Annotated in this window: 19 protein-coding genes and 1 pseudogene; 17 read left to right on the top strand and 3 right to left on the bottom strand. The window is 36.1% G+C overall.

Annotated features, from left to right (window positions below; genetic code table 11):
- Positions 1-124 precede the first annotated feature (124 nt).
- From IGI65_RS07840 to IGI65_RS07870, 7 genes and pseudogenes are all read left to right on the top strand, one after another.
- Entirely contained in the window at positions 125-565 is a 441-nt protein-coding gene (locus IGI65_RS07840; protein ID WP_412258798.1) for a DUF6557 family protein, read from the top strand.
- 286 nt (positions 566-851) lie between these two features.
- Positions 852-1,082 (top strand): annotated as a pseudogene (locus tag IGI65_RS07845) (peptide chain release factor 3); the annotation flags it as partial.
- Between the two features lie 323 nt (positions 1,083-1,405).
- Complete coding sequence (locus IGI65_RS07850) at positions 1,406-3,643, top strand: pectate lyase-like adhesive domain-containing protein (RefSeq protein ID WP_438773798.1); 2,238 nt, start codon at positions 1,406-1,408, stop codon at positions 3,641-3,643.
- Between the two features lie 4 nt (positions 3,644-3,647).
- The gene (locus IGI65_RS07855) at positions 3,648-4,178 is read left to right on the top strand and encodes a hypothetical protein (RefSeq protein ID WP_438773799.1); all 531 of its coding nucleotides are present in this window, start codon (positions 3,648-3,650) and stop codon (positions 4,176-4,178) included.
- 21 nt (positions 4,179-4,199) lie between these two features.
- Complete coding sequence (locus tag IGI65_RS07860) at positions 4,200-4,817, top strand: hypothetical protein (RefSeq protein WP_438773800.1); 618 nt, start codon at positions 4,200-4,202, stop codon at positions 4,815-4,817.
- A gap of 20 nt (positions 4,818-4,837) precedes the next feature.
- A complete protein-coding gene (locus IGI65_RS07865) occupies positions 4,838-5,080 on the top strand; it encodes an LPXTG cell wall anchor domain-containing protein (protein WP_071864761.1) in 243 nt (80 codons plus the stop codon).
- Between the two features lie 267 nt (positions 5,081-5,347).
- Complete coding sequence (locus IGI65_RS07870) at positions 5,348-6,799, top strand: helix-turn-helix domain-containing protein (protein ID WP_438773802.1); 1,452 nt, start codon at positions 5,348-5,350, stop codon at positions 6,797-6,799.
- Positions 6,800-6,878: 79 nt separating this feature from the next.
- Here the strand turns inward: IGI65_RS07870 and IGI65_RS07875 are convergent, their stop codons facing one another.
- Together IGI65_RS07875 and IGI65_RS07880 are read right to left on the bottom strand one after the other, a co-directional pair.
- Positions 6,879-7,196, bottom strand: a complete 318-nt coding sequence (locus IGI65_RS07875; protein ID WP_438773803.1) for a DUF1827 family protein — start codon at positions 7,194-7,196, stop codon at positions 6,879-6,881.
- A gap of 200 nt (positions 7,197-7,396) precedes the next feature.
- The gene (locus tag IGI65_RS07880) at positions 7,397-9,634 is read right to left on the bottom strand and encodes an ATP-dependent Clp protease ATP-binding subunit (protein WP_180708253.1); all 2,238 of its coding nucleotides are present in this window, start codon (positions 9,632-9,634) and stop codon (positions 7,397-7,399) included.
- A gap of 440 nt (positions 9,635-10,074) precedes the next feature.
- On the opposite strand from IGI65_RS07880, the gene IGI65_RS07885 reads away from it, so the two are divergent.
- The 5 genes from IGI65_RS07885 (at position 10,075) to IGI65_RS07905 (ending at position 14,989) form a co-directional block, all read left to right on the top strand.
- Positions 10,075-10,341 carry a phosphocarrier protein HPr gene (locus IGI65_RS07885; protein WP_016172193.1) on the top strand — a complete coding sequence of 89 codons (267 nt, stop codon included), beginning with the start codon at positions 10,075-10,077 and terminating at the stop codon, positions 10,339-10,341.
- Positions 10,341-12,068 (top strand): phosphoenolpyruvate--protein phosphotransferase, encoded by a 1,728-nt coding sequence (ptsP, locus tag IGI65_RS07890; RefSeq protein WP_071864756.1) that lies wholly within the window; start codon positions 10,341-10,343, stop codon positions 12,066-12,068. The genes IGI65_RS07885 and ptsP overlap by 1 nt, the downstream gene beginning before the upstream one ends.
- Positions 12,069-12,461: 393 nt before the next feature.
- On the top strand, positions 12,462-13,694 hold the full coding sequence (locus IGI65_RS07895; protein WP_438773804.1) for a glycosyltransferase family 4 protein: 1,233 nt from the start codon (positions 12,462-12,464) through the stop codon (positions 13,692-13,694).
- A 100-nt stretch (positions 13,695-13,794) separates the two neighbouring features.
- Complete coding sequence (locus IGI65_RS07900) at positions 13,795-14,658, top strand: NAD(P)-dependent oxidoreductase (protein WP_438773805.1); 864 nt, start codon at positions 13,795-13,797, stop codon at positions 14,656-14,658.
- Positions 14,659-14,758: 100 nt separating this feature from the next.
- Entirely contained in the window at positions 14,759-14,989 is a 231-nt protein-coding gene (locus tag IGI65_RS07905) for a YkuJ family protein (RefSeq protein WP_071864753.1), read from the top strand.
- Positions 14,990-15,029: 40 nt separating this feature from the next.
- Here the strand turns inward: IGI65_RS07905 and IGI65_RS07910 are convergent, their stop codons facing one another.
- Positions 15,030-16,088, bottom strand: coding sequence for an NAD(P)H-dependent flavin oxidoreductase (locus IGI65_RS07910; protein ID WP_438773806.1), 1,059 nt, complete (start codon positions 16,086-16,088; stop codon positions 15,030-15,032).
- Between the two features lie 229 nt (positions 16,089-16,317).
- On the opposite strand from IGI65_RS07910, the gene fabT reads away from it, so the two are divergent.
- From fabT to fabG, 5 genes are all read left to right on the top strand, one after another.
- The gene (gene fabT, locus IGI65_RS07915; protein ID WP_071864751.1) at positions 16,318-16,758 is read left to right on the top strand and encodes a fatty acid biosynthesis transcriptional regulator FabT; all 441 of its coding nucleotides are present in this window, start codon (positions 16,318-16,320) and stop codon (positions 16,756-16,758) included.
- 8 nt (positions 16,759-16,766) lie between these two features.
- On the top strand, positions 16,767-17,732 hold the full coding sequence (locus tag IGI65_RS07920) for a beta-ketoacyl-ACP synthase III (protein WP_438773807.1): 966 nt from the start codon (positions 16,767-16,769) through the stop codon (positions 17,730-17,732).
- A gap of 54 nt (positions 17,733-17,786) precedes the next feature.
- Positions 17,787-18,014, top strand: a complete 228-nt coding sequence (locus IGI65_RS07925) for an acyl carrier protein (RefSeq protein ID WP_071864750.1) — start codon at positions 17,787-17,789, stop codon at positions 18,012-18,014.
- A gap of 153 nt (positions 18,015-18,167) precedes the next feature.
- On the top strand, positions 18,168-19,103 hold the full coding sequence (gene fabD, locus IGI65_RS07930) for an ACP S-malonyltransferase (protein ID WP_438773808.1): 936 nt from the start codon (positions 18,168-18,170) through the stop codon (positions 19,101-19,103).
- A 20-nt stretch (positions 19,104-19,123) separates the two neighbouring features.
- A complete protein-coding gene (fabG, locus tag IGI65_RS07935; RefSeq protein WP_438773809.1) occupies positions 19,124-19,861 on the top strand; it encodes a 3-oxoacyl-[acyl-carrier-protein] reductase in 738 nt (245 codons plus the stop codon).
- Positions 19,862-19,880: the final 19 nt, after the last annotated feature.

Genomic DNA, 19,880 nt, shown 5'->3' on the forward strand with positions numbered 1-19,880 from the left:
GATCACCTATAGTGAAAACGCACAGAATTGGAATTGCATTAATTGTTAGTGGATTTACTTTGATATAGGAGTTTATGGAATGTCATATAACCATTTATCAGCTGAAGAATAAGGAGGTGATTAATTGGAATCTATTGGTACCGAATTATACTATTCATTAACAGGTAAGATGAAAAATCAAATTATCGAATATATTAAAGAGCAATTTATGGTTGAGTACTCGACAGAAAGTGTTGGTAAACGTGTGGATGATTTCATAAAAGTTCTTGAGCCAGCTAATAGAGCTAATGTCATATTGGATAATAGTAAGTTGATAATTACTAAAGAAAGAGATGACTTTGAAGAATCTGTTTTCTATTGGCATATTTGTCTCATAGATAAGGATAATGACAAGTATGCTATTGATTTTATTCCTCTGATTGAACTATTAAATTATCCTGTTGAAGGATATCAAAATAAAGTTGAATTAATTGGGGATATTATCTGGGATTTAACCTTCGATGGTTGGACAGTAGTAGAGCACCAAGAAAGAATAGTTGAGATGAATAAACGATTTGAAGAGTAGGGAAACTCTTTACTCTGAGAAAAATTGTTGGTTTTATTGTTAATGAAATTGGGTGGATGAGGGATACTTTTAAAAGGATATTGCTGAAGATGCTTTGTTTGAAATGATCGAGGATTTCTACTAGATGATAGAGATTTTTCTTAGTAAAAGTAACATATAAACTTTCTTGCCAGAAGTTATATAAAAACGAAAATAAAGTTTTACTTACGGATGGTTGACCCTTGTTTTTTTCACAGAATCAAGTAAGATTAAAATATAGAATTTGATAGAAAAGAGAATATTCCATTTCCAATACCGGATGAAAAACGAATACAACGCTGAAGTGGTAATGACACCAATGGGACACAAAATCGCTCGTTGGATTGATCCAGAACAATTGGATGAAAAAATGGGCTCCTCGCGAAATATTTTGGCGCGAGATCGTTTTGACCAGCCACTATTCCTATTTGAAAACCAATTTGCAGAACGCTGGTTTGCCGATAAGTACCCCGATGTGAAGTTGAAGAGTTTGATGTAAAATTTTATAATATAAAACTTAAGTTGTTGTTTTAGGCTATGCAATTACGTTGCATAGCTTTTTTTATGTTATCTAATAAATTTATTTGAATTCACTTCATTATTTAATGAAGCGTAAAATTATACCCCTTCGAATTAGAAATATCTGTGCTGTTTTTAGTGAAAATCGGTGTAATTCGTTGTTTTTCTAACGATAATAATAGATGTAATATTCATTATATTTGAAAAATATCGGATTATAAATTAGTATTTAATTAAATAGCGTTATATTTTTTTAATTTTATGAATTCGTATTGAGTATTAAAAGAAGGGAGATTATCTGGAATGATTGGTATAAAAAAATTAAGCGCTTTGCTTTTAGGTACCCAACTTCTTTTTGCAACGGGTTCTTCCTCGTTTTCCGCGACCCAAAATTATGATGAAAGTTCAAGTGGAAAAACGCACGAAACGACTACCGAATCCACTAAAAAATTAGAACTTCATGATAGCATTAGTGCAACCCTTGAGAGTCAAACAAGTGCTAGTTCTGAGGAACAAGTAATCGCTGAGGAGCAAGTAGCCGATAGCAGTACAAAAGAAAGTGAGTCTAAAGACCCGCCGACAAAAGAAAGTGTCAGCCGTGCTGTGGGTGTACAGGCAAGTGGTAGTGGGACTTCCGAAGATGATCCTCGAATTGTCGAAAATTCAGCAGAGCTAAAAACAGCAATTGAAGATCCACAAATTGCGTACATTAAATTAGCTCCTTCAGAGGAAATTTTTTATTTTGATGTAAGTTCTCCTCAAGTTACAAGTAATGTTACGATTGATGGTAGTGATCGTACCATATCATACAACAAGAATACTCTTGAAGTTAAAGCAAATAATGTTTGGGTGAAATTTATGAATATGACATTTGGTTCACCCGATTATTCCGTAACTACTAATGAGTACTACGGTCTTTGCCGAGGAAATACTACTTATTCAAATGTTACAGTTGAAGTTGAAAATGTCACATATTATTCAAATAGAGGAGCGCAACCTTTTTTTAATCGTGGGAAAGATAGTAAAGTTGTCTTTTCAGGAGAAAACTTTTTCTCAGTACAAGATGGGACCTCATCTCAAGAATTTGCAGAATGTAATCATTTTCTATTTAAAAAAGATAGCCACACGACAGTTGAACATGATACTGGACAGAGCAATTCGATCGTGACATATGGGACAGGACGTGATTTTAGTTTTGAATTAGAGGCAGGAGCGGTTGTGGATTATAACACAACGAGTAGTCGGTTTGTCGATAACTATTCAGGTAATGGAACAATGAAGATTGGAGAGGATGCATCGCTTAAGATTAATGGTGATGGAACGTTTGTCAACCTTAGTCGACCAATGAGTCTTCAAGTTGATGAAGGTGGAAAACTCGACTTGACTTTTGCGAGCAAGTTTAATTTTTCTAATGCTTCCAAATTCAACTTTGCGAGGGATTCGACATTAAGTATGGAAGTGACAAATGCAAATCAAGTTTTTAATAATACCATTCCTGCAGCAAATTTCATTATTGATAATGCTTATCGTTTATCTTTTAATGTTTCTGGATCAACGAACAAGGAACCCGTCAATGCGGGGTTCACATTTTCTGACTTTGTCGACGATATTACCGGTTACGGCATTACGGCAGGCAATACTCCTATAAACACCATTATTGGTAGTAGTGCTGTCGTTAGTTCGAATGGGACCGATTTCACGTTAAATTCGACTCAAGACGATTTTGAGACAGACGAAAAAACAACGATTCGAGGAGCAAGAAGTATTGTCTTACAACGCCTGCCCAACCCAGCAGTGATACTAGATGTCAAACAAGTGGTTAAAGATACTAGCGCTGTTTTTAATCTGACTGATTATTTGACCAACTATAATGTTATTACTGGCGTAGTTTATTTGCTATTTAGTAAACAACAAGATACTGAAAACTTTAATGATACTGATAAAATCACTGAACAAAAGATAGAAGCAAAAGCAGAAGAAGCAGGAGAAGCAACAGGGCTTACTGAAGCAGAAATTACAAGTTCTGTAGAGTTTGCCGATTTAGCAGAACAGACAGAATATTGGCTTTATGTCCAAATCGAAGCGGGTTTTGAATCAGGTGATAGTGAATGGTATGAATTATCTTTTACCACAAAGACGGATGCACTCAATGTAACATTCCCAACTGAAATGTTCTTTAATACGGAAATGTCTGAAGAAGACAGACGACTACTAGTCACATCACAACGCTATCGAGTCAAAAATAATAGTGCTTATCCAATTGAATTAAAGATAAATTCTTTTAGTGAAGACGGTGAGTCAGGCGTTGACTTGTTAGAAAATATAGACGGCGATACGAAAGGTCACTTATATTTACAGCTAGCAAAAGACAGTGAAGAACCCACTACATTAAAAAAAGATTTAGCAAATGTTGATATGGGAGAATTAGATATCGATCAGCAAATAAATTTACAGTTTACTGGTGAATACTTTGGTAACGCAGGTAAGGAAATCAACACAAAATACAACATGATTTTGGAATTTACGAGAACGGGGGAGTAACAGAATGAATACAACTAACACGCAGTCCAATCAAAAAAACAAAAAAATAATTTTACTTCTATTATTACTTTTGTTGTTAAGTGTTGGGGGATATTTTGTTTATCGTCATTTTAATCAACCTGATGTACCTGTGACAATCATTAGTGGTGAGTTTTTGCCAGATGGAAAAGATGCATCCAAAATTTCAGGTGAAGAATTACAACAATTGGCGCAAAAAAAAGTAGATGCGAGCCAGTTCAATATGGTTATCGCCCCCACTGCCAATGTGCAACAAGGTACAAAGAGTGATTTGTTTATTCAAAATCCACCTCATAACGCCAATCCAATCAACGTGGAAATTCGGTTAAAAGATTCAAATGAATTAGTTTATACCTCGGGTGCTATTCACCCGGGTTATGAAATAAAAGGAGCTACTCTGGAAAAAAAATTGGAGGAGGGGAGTTATCCGGCAACTGCGCTTTTTAGCATTTATGATGGTAATACCAAAGGAAAACGTGGACAAGTTGCCGCAGCGATTGATTTTGTTGTGAAATAAAAAAAGAAAGGAAGAGGAAAAATGAAAAAAATATTTGGTTTAGTTGCACTATCAAGCGTCGTGTTGATGGCCCTACCGGCATATGCAGAGGATATTGTTAGTAACAATTCTGGAGAGGTTAAGATTAATGGTACATTAGGTATGGATAATACAGTTGAGGATGCGACAATTCCAGAAGGACAGGATGCTTGGATCAATGTTACACTTCCGACTGATACAATCTTTTATAGTACCGATAAAAAAGCAAATGCACCTATTGCATCACCTGACTATACAATTACTAATAATTCTGGTCGTCCAGTAGATATTCTTTTTAAGGAAATAGTGAAAGAAAATCCTGTCGATCCTGCCCCATTTAAGTACTCAGTCTCATTGCAGGGCTTTACTAGTACTCCTAAAATTATTGAAAATGGTTTAGTAGCTTCAGAGGATAACGGAAAGACTATTCATACACTTGCAAATAATAATGGAAAACTTGGAAAAGATGATCCTTCTGAACTGAACACAACTGCTAATACTGTTACTTTTAGATACGTTGGAGAGGTTAAGGATCCACTGGCTGAGGAGGATATAATTACTGAAAATTATACTATGACTCTTCAATTTAAAGCTGTTAGTTGGCCAGAAGATACACCTTAATTTTGTAGGAGGGCTTGCAGATGAGTGGAGATATTCAAGTAACGGGAGTGTTAAACATGCCTGTTGAGTCGTCTGTTTCAGAGCCAGGGGAAACCACTTCAAGTTCGACATCCAATGAAGTTGTCTATGTTTCGACAAAAAAGGAGTTTTACCCACAAACAGGGGATGAGATAAATACCAACTACCTCATTATGGGAGTATTAATGATTATCTTAAGTATTACGTTGATTGTCTCCCGTTTTAGGAAAAAGACAACTAAATAATTTTAGTCAGTACGTCTTACACCTAAGTAGTAATGTGTTATTAGTAAATGATAGTAGTAAATTTTAAATGCAGCGTTTGTTAGTGACGCTGCATTTTTTATTGTTTTTTTTAGACCAATCACAAAAAGAAGAAAGAGCGACAAAAAATTCAAAAAAGATTCTATGAACTTATTCAAATTGAGAATTTTTTTTAGCAAAACACAATCATCTAGTAAAACAAATCGTATTTATGCTATTATGAGGTATAAACTTAAAAGGGGCCATAAAATGTTAGAAACGATTTTATTAGATGATCCAGCACAGAATAAACTTATGTTATTTAAACATATGTTGGAATTGGAACAGGGGTTGTATCCAATTCACTATTTTGAAAAATATACCGGTTTTTCTCATATTAAAACGGCTAATTTATTAAACCAAATGAATCAAGATTTGTTTGATTTAGAGACAGGTTATGTCTTATTTACAGAAAAAGAAAAAGTCCAGATTGATGGCAGTTTACCTAAGCTACATAGTTACCGTCAATTCTTATTACAAAATAGTGTGCCTTATCAAGTTTTACTAGCGACACTTTTACAACCAGAAATGGATTTAAAAGAGTTTGGGCAATTAACAGATTTAAGTCAGTCTTCTTTGATGCGGCGGCTAAAGCCATTAGTTGCTTATTTGAAAGATAAAGGCATTCGTCTAAATTGTCTGCAAATGGAAGTAACCGGACGGGAAGCGTTGATTCGGATTATGTATTTTAACTTTTTGTGGATGGTTGATTTTGGAACAGAATTATTTCAATACTTTGAAAAAAATAATTTTGATTTACATACACTTCTCGATGAAAATGATTTAATTTATTTACAGTATTTTGAACAAAGAGAACAAATTCTTTATCAAGCAATAAGCTTGTTGCGGACTAAGCATGGGCATTACGTTGATGAGCCAGAAATTAATCACTTTTTATATCCTGTAGCTTTAAATACACGGTTTAAACAAAAGTTAGCCCAAGACGGTGTGGCTGAAACTTATCGGGAAAGAGAAGCCAATTTTGTGGCATATATTATTTTTTACTGGCCACAGTATTTCTCAGAAAACGATCCGCGTTTACCTTACGTTCGAAAAAATTATAAAAGTTTGACTGAATCAAAAGCAAAAGCAGCAGACTTCTTGGCAGAAATGTTACCATATTTTCAGAATTTCCCACGCAATAAACAAGAACTGCTACTAATAAATTATCAAACTATCTTTTTGCGCCAGCAATTGTTTGATGGCAAAGCCCCTAAAAATTTAGATTTTATTTTGGAAAGTTTAAAAGTGCAACATCCCAACTATGAAATCTTACAAGGGTATGTGGCAAATATTTTAGCGGCAAAAAAAAGTGACGATTTAGTTAATCTTTTGACGTTGGTGAGTTTACCTCAAGTGGAACGAAATGAAAAGACTGACAAAATCAAAGTTGGAATCATTGGTTTTCCAAACCATTTTCTTTTGTACTCTTTAATTAATCGAATTGAAGATTTGCCTTTTGTCGAGTATTCGTTAATGAATACAACCTCCAATGAACAATATGATGCAATTATTACGTGTGCTGCTTCTTTGGTACCTGCTAATAATCACCAATATTGGATTGTGGAAGGTGAAGGGTCTTTTGATGCTACGGATGATTTCTTGTTCCGTGTGTTTAAAGAAAAACAAAAAAAGCAAAAAACAGCTTTACAACTTTCATAAGTTAAAAATACCGTTTCTAGTATCCGCAAAGGTTACTAGAAACGGTATTTTAGTTTTAAAAGTATGATTGTCGTCACTTTTATGATGCGTTATTACTTAGCTGATTTGTTTTTATCGAAATTTCAACTAGCCCAGGTAGCTCAATCTGGGTGATAGAATCAGGTTCGTAGCTGCCAGCTGGTAATTTCTTTAGAAAATATTCTTTTATTTCGTTAATTTCACGTTCATTCAGATTGCGCTTTTTATTAATCAATAAAATTTCATTATGGTTGGGTGCTACTGTATACACAACAGTAGAGTTGCCAGCCGTATAAACTTTCACCAATTCGGCATCTGTATTTTCCAATTGATTGCGCACCAAACGTGAGTGACTGTTGGTTACGTTGATTAATTTCATCTGGTTCACTCCTTCAAGGCAAGTTTGAACTAACTCATCTATTATTATACGGTTCAAAAGGCGATAAGAAAAGTGATTACACTTGAAAAGATAACAAAGTTTGGTGAATTATTTCCTGATCTAAGCCGATTATTAAAAAAATAAGACGAGAAAAAGCTCATAATCCAGTACATTTCCGCTAGATTATGAGCTTTTTTTAGTTATTCTTCTGTTGTGTCAGCAGGTTTTTCACTTTCTTTTTCTTCAGCATGGGTAACTTCAATTTTACCATCTTCTGTTAAGCGTGCTGCCAACTCTTTTGCTTCAGGGTGATCCAAATAGTATTCGGCGATGCCATCTTCAATTTGATCTTGGATGGTACGACGTAATGGTCGAGCACCCATTGCAGGGTTGTAACCTAAATCAACTAATTTTTCTTCGACATCTTTTGGTACTGTGATGTGAAGATGTTGTGAAGCTAACATATCGTTTACTTCTTGTAGCATTAGTTCTACGATGTGCAATAAGTTTTCTTTGCTTAAAGCTTTGAATTCAATAATACCGTCAAAACGGTTTAAGAACTCAGGTGAGAAGTAGTTATTTAGTTGGTTTAAAACAGAACGAGTAACACCTTCTCTTGCTGCGGCAAAACCAACACTTGCTTCAACATTGCCAGTACCTGCGTTACTTGTCATGATGATCAAAGTATCTTTAAAGCTAACCGTGCGACCTTGTGCGTCTGTTAAGCGGCCATCATCTAAAATTTGTAAGAACATGTGTAAAACATCAGGGTGGGCTTTTTCAATTTCGTCTAATAAAATTAAACTGTAAGGGTTACGACGAACTTTTTCTGTTAATTGACCGGCTTCTTCATAACCGACATAACCAGGAGGAGAACCGATTAATTTCGCCACACTATGTTTTTCCATGTATTCTGACATATCAAAGCGAATCATAGAATCTTCAGAACCAAACATTTCGTAGGCCAGTTGTTTTGCTAATTCTGTTTTACCAACACCAGTAGGTCCGACAAATAAAAATGAACCAATTGGACGATTCTTTTTACTTAAACCGACCCGATTACGACGAATTGCTTTGGCTACTTTATCAATAGCTTCATCTTGGCCGATAACATGTTCTTTTAAGTCATGGCTAAGGTTTTTCAATTGCGTTTGTTCTTTTTCTTTTAATTCGCCAACAGGAATACCTGTTCGTTCTTCGACGATTTGTTCCATATCTTTTTCAGTGATTGTTGGTGTTTCTTCATCACTGATTTGTTTGTTTTTCATTTCTTCTAATTTGTTAATTTGATCGCGATAGTAGGCTGCTTTTTCGAAATCTTCTTCTTGGGATGCTTGTTGTTTTTGTGCTTGCGCATCTTGCAATTTCTTTTCAATCGCTTTTGGATCTACCAATTGAATAGTTAAGTTTTTCTTAGAGCCAGATTCATCTAGTAAGTCAATTGCTTTATCTGGTAAGAATCGATCTTGGATATAGCGGTTTGATAGAATTGCAGCAGCTTTTATTGCTTCATCAGTATATTTTACATGATGATAATCTTCATAACGTGGTTGCAAACCTTTTAAAATCGCAATTGTTTCTTCAACAGAAGGTTCATCCACTCGAACTGGCTGCATCCGACGTTCTAAGGCAGCGTCTTTTTCAATGATACGGTACTCATTTAAGGTTGTAGCACCTACCATTTGTAGTTCACCACGGGCTAAAGCAGGTTTTAAAATATTGCCTGCGTCCATATTGCCATCACCAGCAGAACCAGCACCGACAATTTCGTGAACTTCATCGATGAATAAGATAACATTTTCAGCTTGCTTAATTTCATCGATTAATTTTTGCATTCTTTCTTCAAATTGACCGCGAATACCTGTACCTTGAACTAAAGAAGCGACATCTAAACGAATTACTTCTTTATCCATTAATTTTTGTGGTACATCGCCATCGACGATTTTTTGTGCCAAACCTTCAACCACGGCTGTTTTACCAACACCAGGCTCACCGATTAAAACAGGATTGTTTTTTGTACGGCGATTTAAAATTTCGATTACACGTTTAATTTCATCGTCACGACCAACAACAGGATCGATGTCACCATTGCGGGCTTGTTCGGTAATGTTAATACCATATTCACCTAATAGTCCGTTGGCTCCTTGGTTTTGACGAGGGGGTTGCCCACCGTTAAAGTTATTGCCACCACCAAATTGGGTAGGGGGAGTTTGATCTCCAGGATTTCTTGGTTGCATTTGTTGCGACATTTGACGGAACAAATCATCAAGACTTCCAAAGCCAAATGGATCTTGTGCCATCATATTTGTTTGACTACCAGTTTGATTTTTCAATTTTTGGTAGCAACTTTGGCAGTAATCTAATTGCTTTCTTTGGCCATTTACATTTGCGTATAAATGAATGGTTGCTTCATTTTTGCCACAGTTTTGACAAAGCATAAATAATTCACGACCTTTCATGGATTTACTTTCAATTATTATTGTAACGCGCTTTTTTTAATGAGTAAAAAGATACACCTAAAAAGCGGGGTCAAGTCAAAGTTATCTTTGACCTTTATTGACCATAACTGTATTATACTAAAATTATTGTAGGGTGCAAGTAATTTGTCTGCTTCTATTATAAGAAGATAATTTTTGCTAGTAAGTCAGCATCTTTTGTTTAATAACAAAGAGATCGGAATTGCTTTAAATAAAGGAAGAAAAATTTTCAAATTTAATTGGACTAGATATCTTTTAGTTAATATGAGAGAAAACGGTTGTACGATTGTAAAAAAAATGGTAATCTTAACAGTTGAAAGGGCCTTTTTTGATGATTTATTTCCACTATTAAAAAAGAAAACCCTCACAAAAAACTTGTTTCACAAAGGAGACCGATTAATATGGAAAAAAAAGATTTTCACGTAGTTGCAGAAACAGGGATTCACGCACGTCCCGCTACATTATTAGTACAAACTGCTAGCAAATTTAACTCTGACATTAACTTAGAGTACAAAGGCAAATCAGTAAATCTTAAATCTATCATGGGCGTTATGTCTCTTGGTGTTGGCCAAGGCTCTGACGTAACAATCACAGCAGAAGGTGCTGACGAAGCAGACGCAATGGCTGCAATCGTTGAAACAATGAAGAAAGAAGGATTATCTGAATAATGGTTGAAATGCTAAAAGGGATCGCCGCCAGTGACGGAGTTGCCGTTGCGAAAGCTTACCTGCTAGTTCAACCGGATTTATCCTTTAACAAAATTTCAGTAGAAGATACTGAAGCAGAAGCAAAAAGATTAGACGATGCTTTAGCAAAATCTACTGAAGAATTACAACAAATTCGGGAAAAAGCAGCGCAAAGTTTGGGCGAAGCAGAAGCTCAAGTATTTGACGCCCATTTGATGGTCTTATCTGACCCTGAAATGATTGGTCAAATTAAACAAAACGTGAAAGATAACAAAGTCAATGCAGAAGCTGCATTGAAAGAAGTTACTGACATGTATATTGGCATGTTTGAAGCAATGGATGACAATGCTTACATGCAAGAACGCGCAGCTGATATCCGTGACGTTGCCAAACGTGTCTTAGCACACTTATTAGGAGTTACTTTACCAAATCCTTCAATGATTAATGAAGAAGTTGTTGTGGTTGCCCACGACTTAACACCAAGTGATACTGCACAATTAGACCGGAAATTCGTTAAAGCTTTTGTTACTGACATTGGCGGACGGACTTCTCACTCTGCTATCATGGCTCGTTCTCTTGAAATTCCTGCAATTGTAGGAACAAAAGAAATTACAGCTAAAGTTAAAGCAGGTGACATCCTAGCTGTTAACGGTATTATCGGTGACGTCATCATTGATCCAACTGAAGAACAAAAAGCTGAATTCCAAAAAGCGGGGGCAGATTTTGCTGCCCAAAAAGCTGAATGGGAAAAATTAAAAGAAGCAGATACTGTCACTGCTGATGGTAAACACTTTGAATTAGCTGCTAACATTGGTACACCAAAAGATTTAGAAGGGGTACACAATAACGGCGCTGAAGCAATCGGCTTATATAGAACAGAATTTCTTTATATGGACTCACCTGATTTTCCAACCGAAGAAGATCAATTTGAAGCCTATAAAGCAGTTTTAGAAGGTATGGGTGATAAACCAGTCGTTGTTCGGACAATGGACATTGGCGGGGACAAAGAATTACCATACTTAACTTTACCGCATGAAATGAATCCTTTCTTAGGTTATCGTGCATTACGTATTAGTTTATCAGAATTAGGTGACGACATGTTCCGTACGCAATTACGTGCGTTGTTACGTGCTTCTGCCTTTGGTAACTTACGAATTATGTTCCCGATGGTCGCAACATTGAAAGAATTCAGAGCAGCGAAAAAAATGTATGATGAAGAACGTCAAAAATTAATCGACGAAGGTGTAGCAGTTTCTGATACAATCCAAGTTGGTATTATGATTGAAATTCCAGCGGCAGCTGTCTTAGCTGATAAATTTGCCAAGGAAGTCGACTTCTTCAGTATTGGAACTAATGATTTAATCCAATATACTATGGCTGCAGACCGTATGAACGAACGCGTGTCTTACCTTTACCAACCATATAACCCATCTATCTTACGTTTAATCAAAAATGTAATTGATTCAGCTCACGCTGAAGGTAAATGGGCTGGTATGTGTGGTGAAATGGCCGGCGATCAAACTGCTGTGCCAATTTTGATGGGAATGGGCTTAGATGAATTCTCAATGAGCGCAACATCAATTCTTAAAACACGTAGCTTAATGAAACGTTTATCTACTGAAGATATGAAAGTTCTTGCTGATAAAGCATTAAATGACTGCGATACAATGGAAGAAGTCATTGAATTAGTAGAAGAAGCGGTAAAATAAAAGTTATTTTTAACCTCGGAGATTTTTCTCTGGGGTTTTTTTGTTTATCTGAATTTTACTTTTAAATTTTGTTTTTCTATTTTTAAATCTGTTCTTTTGTAGTTTTAAAAAAAGAAATACGACAGCTTATATGCTATGCTAGAAGAAAGAATAAAATGGTTAAAATTAAACGCTACTAGAATTTATTAGTGAAAATGTGGCATGTATGTGCACAAAGTATCTAACGAGTTTGTCACTTGCTTTTTTTTCATTGCTATTTTAGTGATATTAACGCTAAAATATAACTTGAAATAGGACTATAGTTTGATTAAAGTATGAAAAAGCTGTGCTACACTATAGAAAAGTTGTTGGTTAACTGAAGAAGTTACAGCGAGATAGTTTGGAGGAAAGACTGTGAAAATCGGATTTTTTACAGATACCTATTTTCCGCAAGTTAGCGGTGTTGCGACATCAATTAAAACATTAAAGACGGAGCTAGAAAAAAAAGGACATGAGGTTTACATTTTTACTACGACCGATCCTAATGCAACTGGCGTAGAAGATGACATTATTCGCATGCCAAGTGTGCCTTTTGTTTCGTTTAAAGATCGACGGATTGTTGTGCGAGGAATGTGGTATGCTTATCTAATCGCCAAAGAATTAGAGTTAGATTTAATTCATACGCATACTGAGTTTGGTGCAGGACTTTTAGGTAAAATGGTCGGAAAAAAATTAAAAATACCAGTAATTCATACATACCATACTATGTATGAAGACTATTTGCATTATATAGCAAAAGGAAAAGTAGTCAGACAATCTCATGTAAAATACTTTTCCCGTTTATTTGCAAATCATACAACTGGAGTCGTTTGCCCAAGTGAACGTGTCATCGATACCTTAAGAGGCTATGGTGTTACTTCTCCGATGCGTGTTATTCCGACTGGGATTGAGTTGGAAAAATTTGAACGACCTGACATTACTTCGGAAATGAAAAAAACAGTGCGAAACGAAATGGGCATTGAAGATGACGAAATTATGCTTTTATCATTGAGTCGTATTTCTTATGAAAAAAATATTCAAGCAATTATTCACGGTTTACCACAAGTCGTATCACAATTACCCAAAGCCCGTTTAGTCATTGTTGGTAAAGGTCCTTATACAGAAGAATTAAAAGAGCTAGTTGAAGAATTAGATTTAACAGATTACGTCTATTTTGTCGGCGAAGTACCAAATGATGAAGTCGCTCTTTATTATCATGCAGCGGATTATTTTGTTAGTGCTTCAACTTCAGAAACACAAGGCTTAACTTACACAGAAGCAATGGCTGCGGGTACACCTTTAATCGTTGAGGGAAATGATTATTTAAATAATTTGATTGATGATGCGTCGTTTGGGGTCACTTTTGCCAAAGATGAAGAGTTTGCTGATGCATTATTGGATTATATCGCCAGTGGCCAAAAATCAGATCCAATGAAGCTTTCTAATAAACTGTATGAAATTTCTGCGACTCATTTTGGTGAAGCGATGTTAGATTTTTATCACGATATGATTGCTTATTATGCCAACCTATCTTTAGAAAAAGAAACTGCTCCAACGATGAAAAAAATTAAAGTAAAATTGTATTCATTTAAACGGACTTCTAATTAAAATACAGTCTTATCACAACAAAAAATCACGGCTTTAGCTTATACTAAAGTTGTGATTTTTTATTTATGGCATTTATGGCTAGTTGAGAGGATGGTAGCAGATGAAAATTGGTTTTATCGGTATCGGCGTTATGGGGCATTGGATGGCCGCGCATTTATTAGCGGCTGGTAATGAAGCGTATGTGTACAATCGAACTAAAGCTAAAGCAAAGCAAATCGTAGAACAAGGTGCGGTTTGGTGCGATACACCACAAGCTGTAGCAGAAAATGCAGATGTGGTCTTTTCGATTGTTGGTTACCCGCAAGATGTAAAAGAAATTTATTATGGCGAAAATGGAATCTTTACTGCGGATGTAAAAGATAAAATTTTAGTTGATATGACGACCAGTACACCTTCTTTAGCAGAACAAATTGCTCAAACAGCGAAACAAAAAGGCGCAGAATCATTAGATGCACCAGTTTCTGGTGGTGATTTAGGTGCGAAAAACGCAACTTTAACCATTATGGTAGGTGGCTCCCAGGAAGCTTATGAAAAAGTAATGCCACTTTTTAAAGTGATGGGAAAAAGTTATGTTTTACATGGCGGTCCTGGTAAAGGACAGCATACGAAAATGGCCAATCAAATTATGATTGCCGGCACTATGACTGGGATGACAGAAATGCTGGTTTACGCTAAGGCAGCGGGTTTAAATCTGGAAAAAGTTATTGAAACTGTAGGTGGTGGCGGTGGTGCCAACTGGTCTTTAGCAAACTACGCACCTCGTATCTTAAAAGAGGATTATACGCCAGGATTTTTTGTGAAGCATTTTATCAAAGATTTAAAGATTGCATTGGCTGAAGCTGAGAAAATGGCAATTGATTTACCAGCTACTAAAGAAGCAACTCGTTTGTATGAATTGCTCGCGCAAAAAGGATACGAAAATGATGGAACACAAGCTTTAATTAAACTATGGTGGGGAAACTAATGTTTTTACAAAAAAATATGATTTTTTTGTAAAAACCAATGCAAGCTGCTGGCGCTTTTGATACAATATAACAGAAGTTGAGAAAAAGGAGGCTTTCCCCATGACAAGTTCACAATTAGTTGCCATTATCAGACGTTTAGAAGCAATGACTGAAGCAACCGATAATGAAATCCAAGTTCGCCGCTTTGAAAAAGAAGGCGTTGAAAAATGTACCGTAACTTACGATAAATCAACTGAAACATTTGAATTGACTGAAACAGATACCCAACAGCACTATCAATTCGACAATATTGATATCGTAGCAATGGAAATCTATGATTTAATTCAATAATCGTAATAAAAAACACGAGAGGATTTTCCTCTCGTGTTTTTTATTGGCTCAATTCTGCTAATAAGCGGGAAACAGTAGTCATTTCATTTATTTTGAAAACATTGCTGCCAGCAAAAATGAGTCCATGATCTGGATTATCGCTAACGCTTTGTAACAACATTTCCGTAATGCAATAAGGAATAGTTTTGCGATCGCAATGATCGTGAGAAAGGCAACTCCGACATTTTTTAATAGGAATTTGTTTACTCGTAATCGTTTGGGTAAATTCATTTTCAATTGCGCGTCCTGGCATACCAACTGGGCTTTTAATAATTTTAACGGCATCTTTTGTGGCGTGCAAATAGCGTTCTTTATATGAAATAGGCGCGTCGCATTCTTCTGTGACGACAAATCGCGTCGCCATTTGTACACCTGCACAACCAAGACCTAAGTAATGGTCAATATCATTGCGGTCGTATACGCCTCCTGCGAAAAAGATAGGAATTTGGCAATTAAATTTTTCACCGTATTCTTTTGCTACTGCGACGATTTTAATAACTTCTTGATCCATCTTTTTAATTGCCTCGTGAATGTTATCGTACTTAAAGCCTAAATGTCCACCAGCTTCAGGACCTTCAATCACTAAAAAGTCTGCCGTGCGCTGGTAGCGTTTAGCCCAGGTTCGCAACAAAACTTTAGCTGCTTTTTCAGAAGAAACAATAGGTGCAATCTTCGTTTTTGAGTTTGCGACTAATTCAGGCAAATGAATTGGCAATCCTGCACCTGAAATAATAACATCGGCCCCAACTTCAACACAACGCTGTACATATTTTTCATATTTATAAGTTGCGCACATAATATTAAAGCCGACAATGCCTGTTCCAGCAATGGCTTTAGCAGCTTGATATTGCTCTTTAATAGCTTTCATATTGGCTTTAAACGGTGCCCGTTCAAAAATAGGATCATTAAATCCAATTTGAGCACATGAAATAATCCCCATACCACCTTCTTTTGCAACGCTTCCCGCTAAACGAGAGAGGCTGACACCAATTCCCATGCCACCTTGAATAATGGGGATTTGTAAAGCTAAATCACCAATTTTGACTGGTGTTAATTTCATAATAGTCTCCTTAATAAAATACTTTGATTTTCAAACTAAATTAAATGTTAGCTTTCACCTTTATACTTGTCAATATTTTTTTGAAACAATTCACCGAGAATCAAAAGCAGATGAGTATAGCTTTAGAAAAATAAAAAAATTTAAAAAAACTATTGCATTTTAAAAAAAGTTATAATATATTTTGATAGTCAAACGATTTGATAATCAAACTAATTTGGATGGTGAAAGTGTGGAAAAAGATTTAGAAACAGTCAATGACTACCTTGTGAGTGTCTTCAACGATATCTTAACAATTGAGGAATCTGAGTTGCAAAAATCGCAGTTCAATGATTTGAGTATTACGGAAATGCACACAATCGAGGCTATTGGCATGTATAAAAAAAAGACCACTTCAGAAGTGGCAAAAGAACTTTCTATCACGGTGGGGACTTTGACTACCGCCATCAACCGATTAGTAAAAAAGGGCTATGTTGAACGGATTCGTAGTGAAGACGATCGGCGAGTGGTCAAACTCGGATTGACGAAAAAAGGCAAATTATTATTCCGTGTTCATGAATATTTTCATCGTCAAATGATTAAACGTGTTTTAGCTGGCATGGATAGTGATGAGGAAGCGACTTTATTAAAAGCTTTAAAAAATCTCCATGATTTTTTACAAGAGTATAAGTGAGTGTGAAGATGAAAAAATACGGGAAAATTACTGCGACAGCTAGTTTTGTTCCAGAAAAAATTGTTAAAAACGATGACTTAGCGCAACTTATGGCGACATCAGATGACTGGATAAAAAGTCGTACGGGTATTTTAGAACGACGCATTACAACAAGTGAAAATACTTCTGATCTTTGTATTGGCGTGGCTGAAAAATTGCTTTTGAAAAGTCAGCTGACAGCTGAAGATTTGGATTTCATTATTGTTGCAACCATGACACCAGATTATATGACACCATCTGTTGCTTGTATGGTACAAGGTGCAATTGGTGCTACAAATGCTTTTGCTTTTGACTTATCTGCTGCCTGTTCGGGCTTTGTCTACGCGCTGTCGATGGCAGAAAAACTCATTCAAACAACCGCTCAAAAAGGTATCGTTATTGGCGGTGAAGTTTTATCTAAAGTAGTTGACTGGCAAGATCGTTCCACTGCTGTTTTATTCGGTGATGGTGCGGCGGGAGTTTTGCTGGAGGCCAGTGAAATACCAATGATAAAAAAAGAAAAGTTGTCTGCTGATGGTACTAAAGGTGCAGCACTAACTTCAGGTTATGTCAAAAATACTAATCCTTTCAAAGAAGATGATACGTCCTTTTCATATTTGAAAATGGCGGGTCGTGAAATTTTTGATTTTGCGACACGGGATGTAGTAAATGCAATTGACCAATTAGTAGTAGAAGATAAAGAAAAAATTGACTTTTATTTGTTACATCAAGCCAATGCGCGCATATTGGATAAAGTAGCTAGAAAATTGAAAGTTCCCAGAGAACGCTTTTTACAAAATATGGATAAATATGGCAATACGTCAGCTGCAAGTATTCCGCTTTTATTGGATGAAGCTGTAAGGGCCGGTGTTATCCGTTTAGATGGAACACAAAATGTGGTGTTTTCAGGCTTTGGTGGTGGTTTGACTTGGGGTGTTATGCAAGCCACGCTTTAAAACCTGTTTGCAATATAAATTATAAAATCATTCATTTAATTGGAGGAAATAAACATGGTATTTGAAAAAATTCAAGAAATCGTAGCAGAAGAATTAGGAAAAGAAAAAGATGAAATTCAATTAACAACTAATATTCAAGAAGATTTAGAAGCGGATAGCTTAGACTTATTCCAAATCATCAATGAAATTGAAGACGAATTCGATGTAAAAATCGAAACAGAAGAAGGTATTGCAACTGTGGCAGACCTTGTGAAATATGTTGAAGCTCAAAAAGCTGAATAATTTCTTTTAAGCTAGGCGTTAGTCTGGCTTTTCTTATAATGAAAGACGCGTCTTTCATTATAAGAAAAGCTAATCAATTAAATTGAGAGCTTAAAAATTTCAAAAAAAGTATTTGAAGATAACGGCTTGGGCTGAAAAGACGGAGGGCAATAGATGAAAACGGCTTTTTTATTTAGTGGTCAAGGAGCACAGTACACTGGAATGGGAAAAGAACTATACAATAGTGAAGCGATTGTCGCTCAAACTTTTGCTGAAGCTAGTGAAGTGCTGAGATATGATATGGCGGCTTTATGTTTTGAAGAGCAGCAAAAAGACAAATTAAATCAAACGCAATACACACAACCGGCTATATTAACTGTCAGTATTGCTTTTTGGCGTTTATTAAAAGAAAACGGCTTTAATGCAGATGCCGTCTGTGGTTTAAGTTTAGGCGAATATTCTGCGCTAGTGGCAAGTGGTGCACTTGATTTTAAAACTGCTGTAGGTCTAGTTGCTAAACGAGGACACTTTATGGCAAACGCAGCTCCTCTTGGTAGTGGCAAAATGGTGGCAGTTATGAATACAGCAAGTGAAGTAATTGAAAAGTGTTGTAAAGAAGCAAGTAGCATTGGTATTGTGTCACCGGCAAACTATAATACGCCGCAGCAAATTGTTATTGGTGGTGAGGTGGCTGCTGTTGATAAGGCTTGCGAATTACTAACCAAAGCGGGTGCAAAACGGCTGATTCCATTAAATGTGAGTGGCCCTTTCCATACGGCTTTGTTAGCACCAGCAGCTGTTAAATTACAAGCAGAGTTGGCAAATATCAATTTTGAACCAATGAAGATCCCGGTTATTAGTAATACCACAGCACAAGTGATGCCACAAACAGACATTAAATCATTACTTGAGCGCCAAGTAATGTCTCCGGTTCATTTTTATGAAAGTATCGCTACTTTAAAAGAACTGGGAATTAATCAAATGGTCGAAATTGGACCGGGTAAAGTTCTGAGTGGCTTTATCAAAAAAATTGACAAAACATTGACGACTACAAGAGTAGAAGATAGCAAAACATTGAATGAAACGATGACGATTTTAGCAAATAAATAGTCACGTTGCAGGAGGAAGAGATGGAGCTTAGAGGAAAAAATGTTTTAATTACTGGTAGTACAAGAGGAATCGGTAAAGGTATTGCAGAAGCTTTTGCAAAAGAAGGCGCTAATATCATTTTAAATGGGAGACGCCCAGTGCCGCTAGCGCAAATTGAAGCAATTGAAAAGTATGGCGTATCTTGTATTGGTGTAACTGGTGATATCAGTGATTACGATACAGCTAAAAATCTATTAGCAGAAATTGAAGAAACAATGGGCTGTGTTGATATTTTAATTAACAACGCTGGTATTACTAACGATAAACTACTATTACGCATGACCGCAAAAGATTTTGAGGATGTTATGAAAATTAATTTAAGCGGGACCTTTAACATGACGCAATTAGTTTTGAAAAAAATGTTGAAGAACCGCTGTGGGACAATTATTAATATGTCTTCAGTTTCTGGTTTAATTGGAAATGCTGGTCAAGCAAATTACGCGGCAAGTAAAGCGGGAATGGTAGGGTTCACAAAATCTGTTGCCAGAGAAGTTGCTCCAAGAGGCATTACATGTAATGCCATTGCACCAGGATTTATTACAACCGATATGACAGAGGTACTCTCTGAGAAAGTAAAAGAACAAGTAAGTAAAAATATTCCGTTACAAAAATTTGGGACCGTTACAGATATTGCACAAACGGCAGTATTTCTTGCTAAAAGCCCGTATATCACCGGTCAAGTGATTAATGTTGATGGCGGTTTGGTAATGCATGGTTAACGATTAAGAAGCTGCTTTT

Origin of the sequence: Enterococcus sp. DIV0755b (assembly GCF_051713765.1) — a bacterium.
Classification (GTDB): Bacteria; Bacillota; Bacilli; order Lactobacillales; family Enterococcaceae; genus Enterococcus_C; species Enterococcus_C canintestini.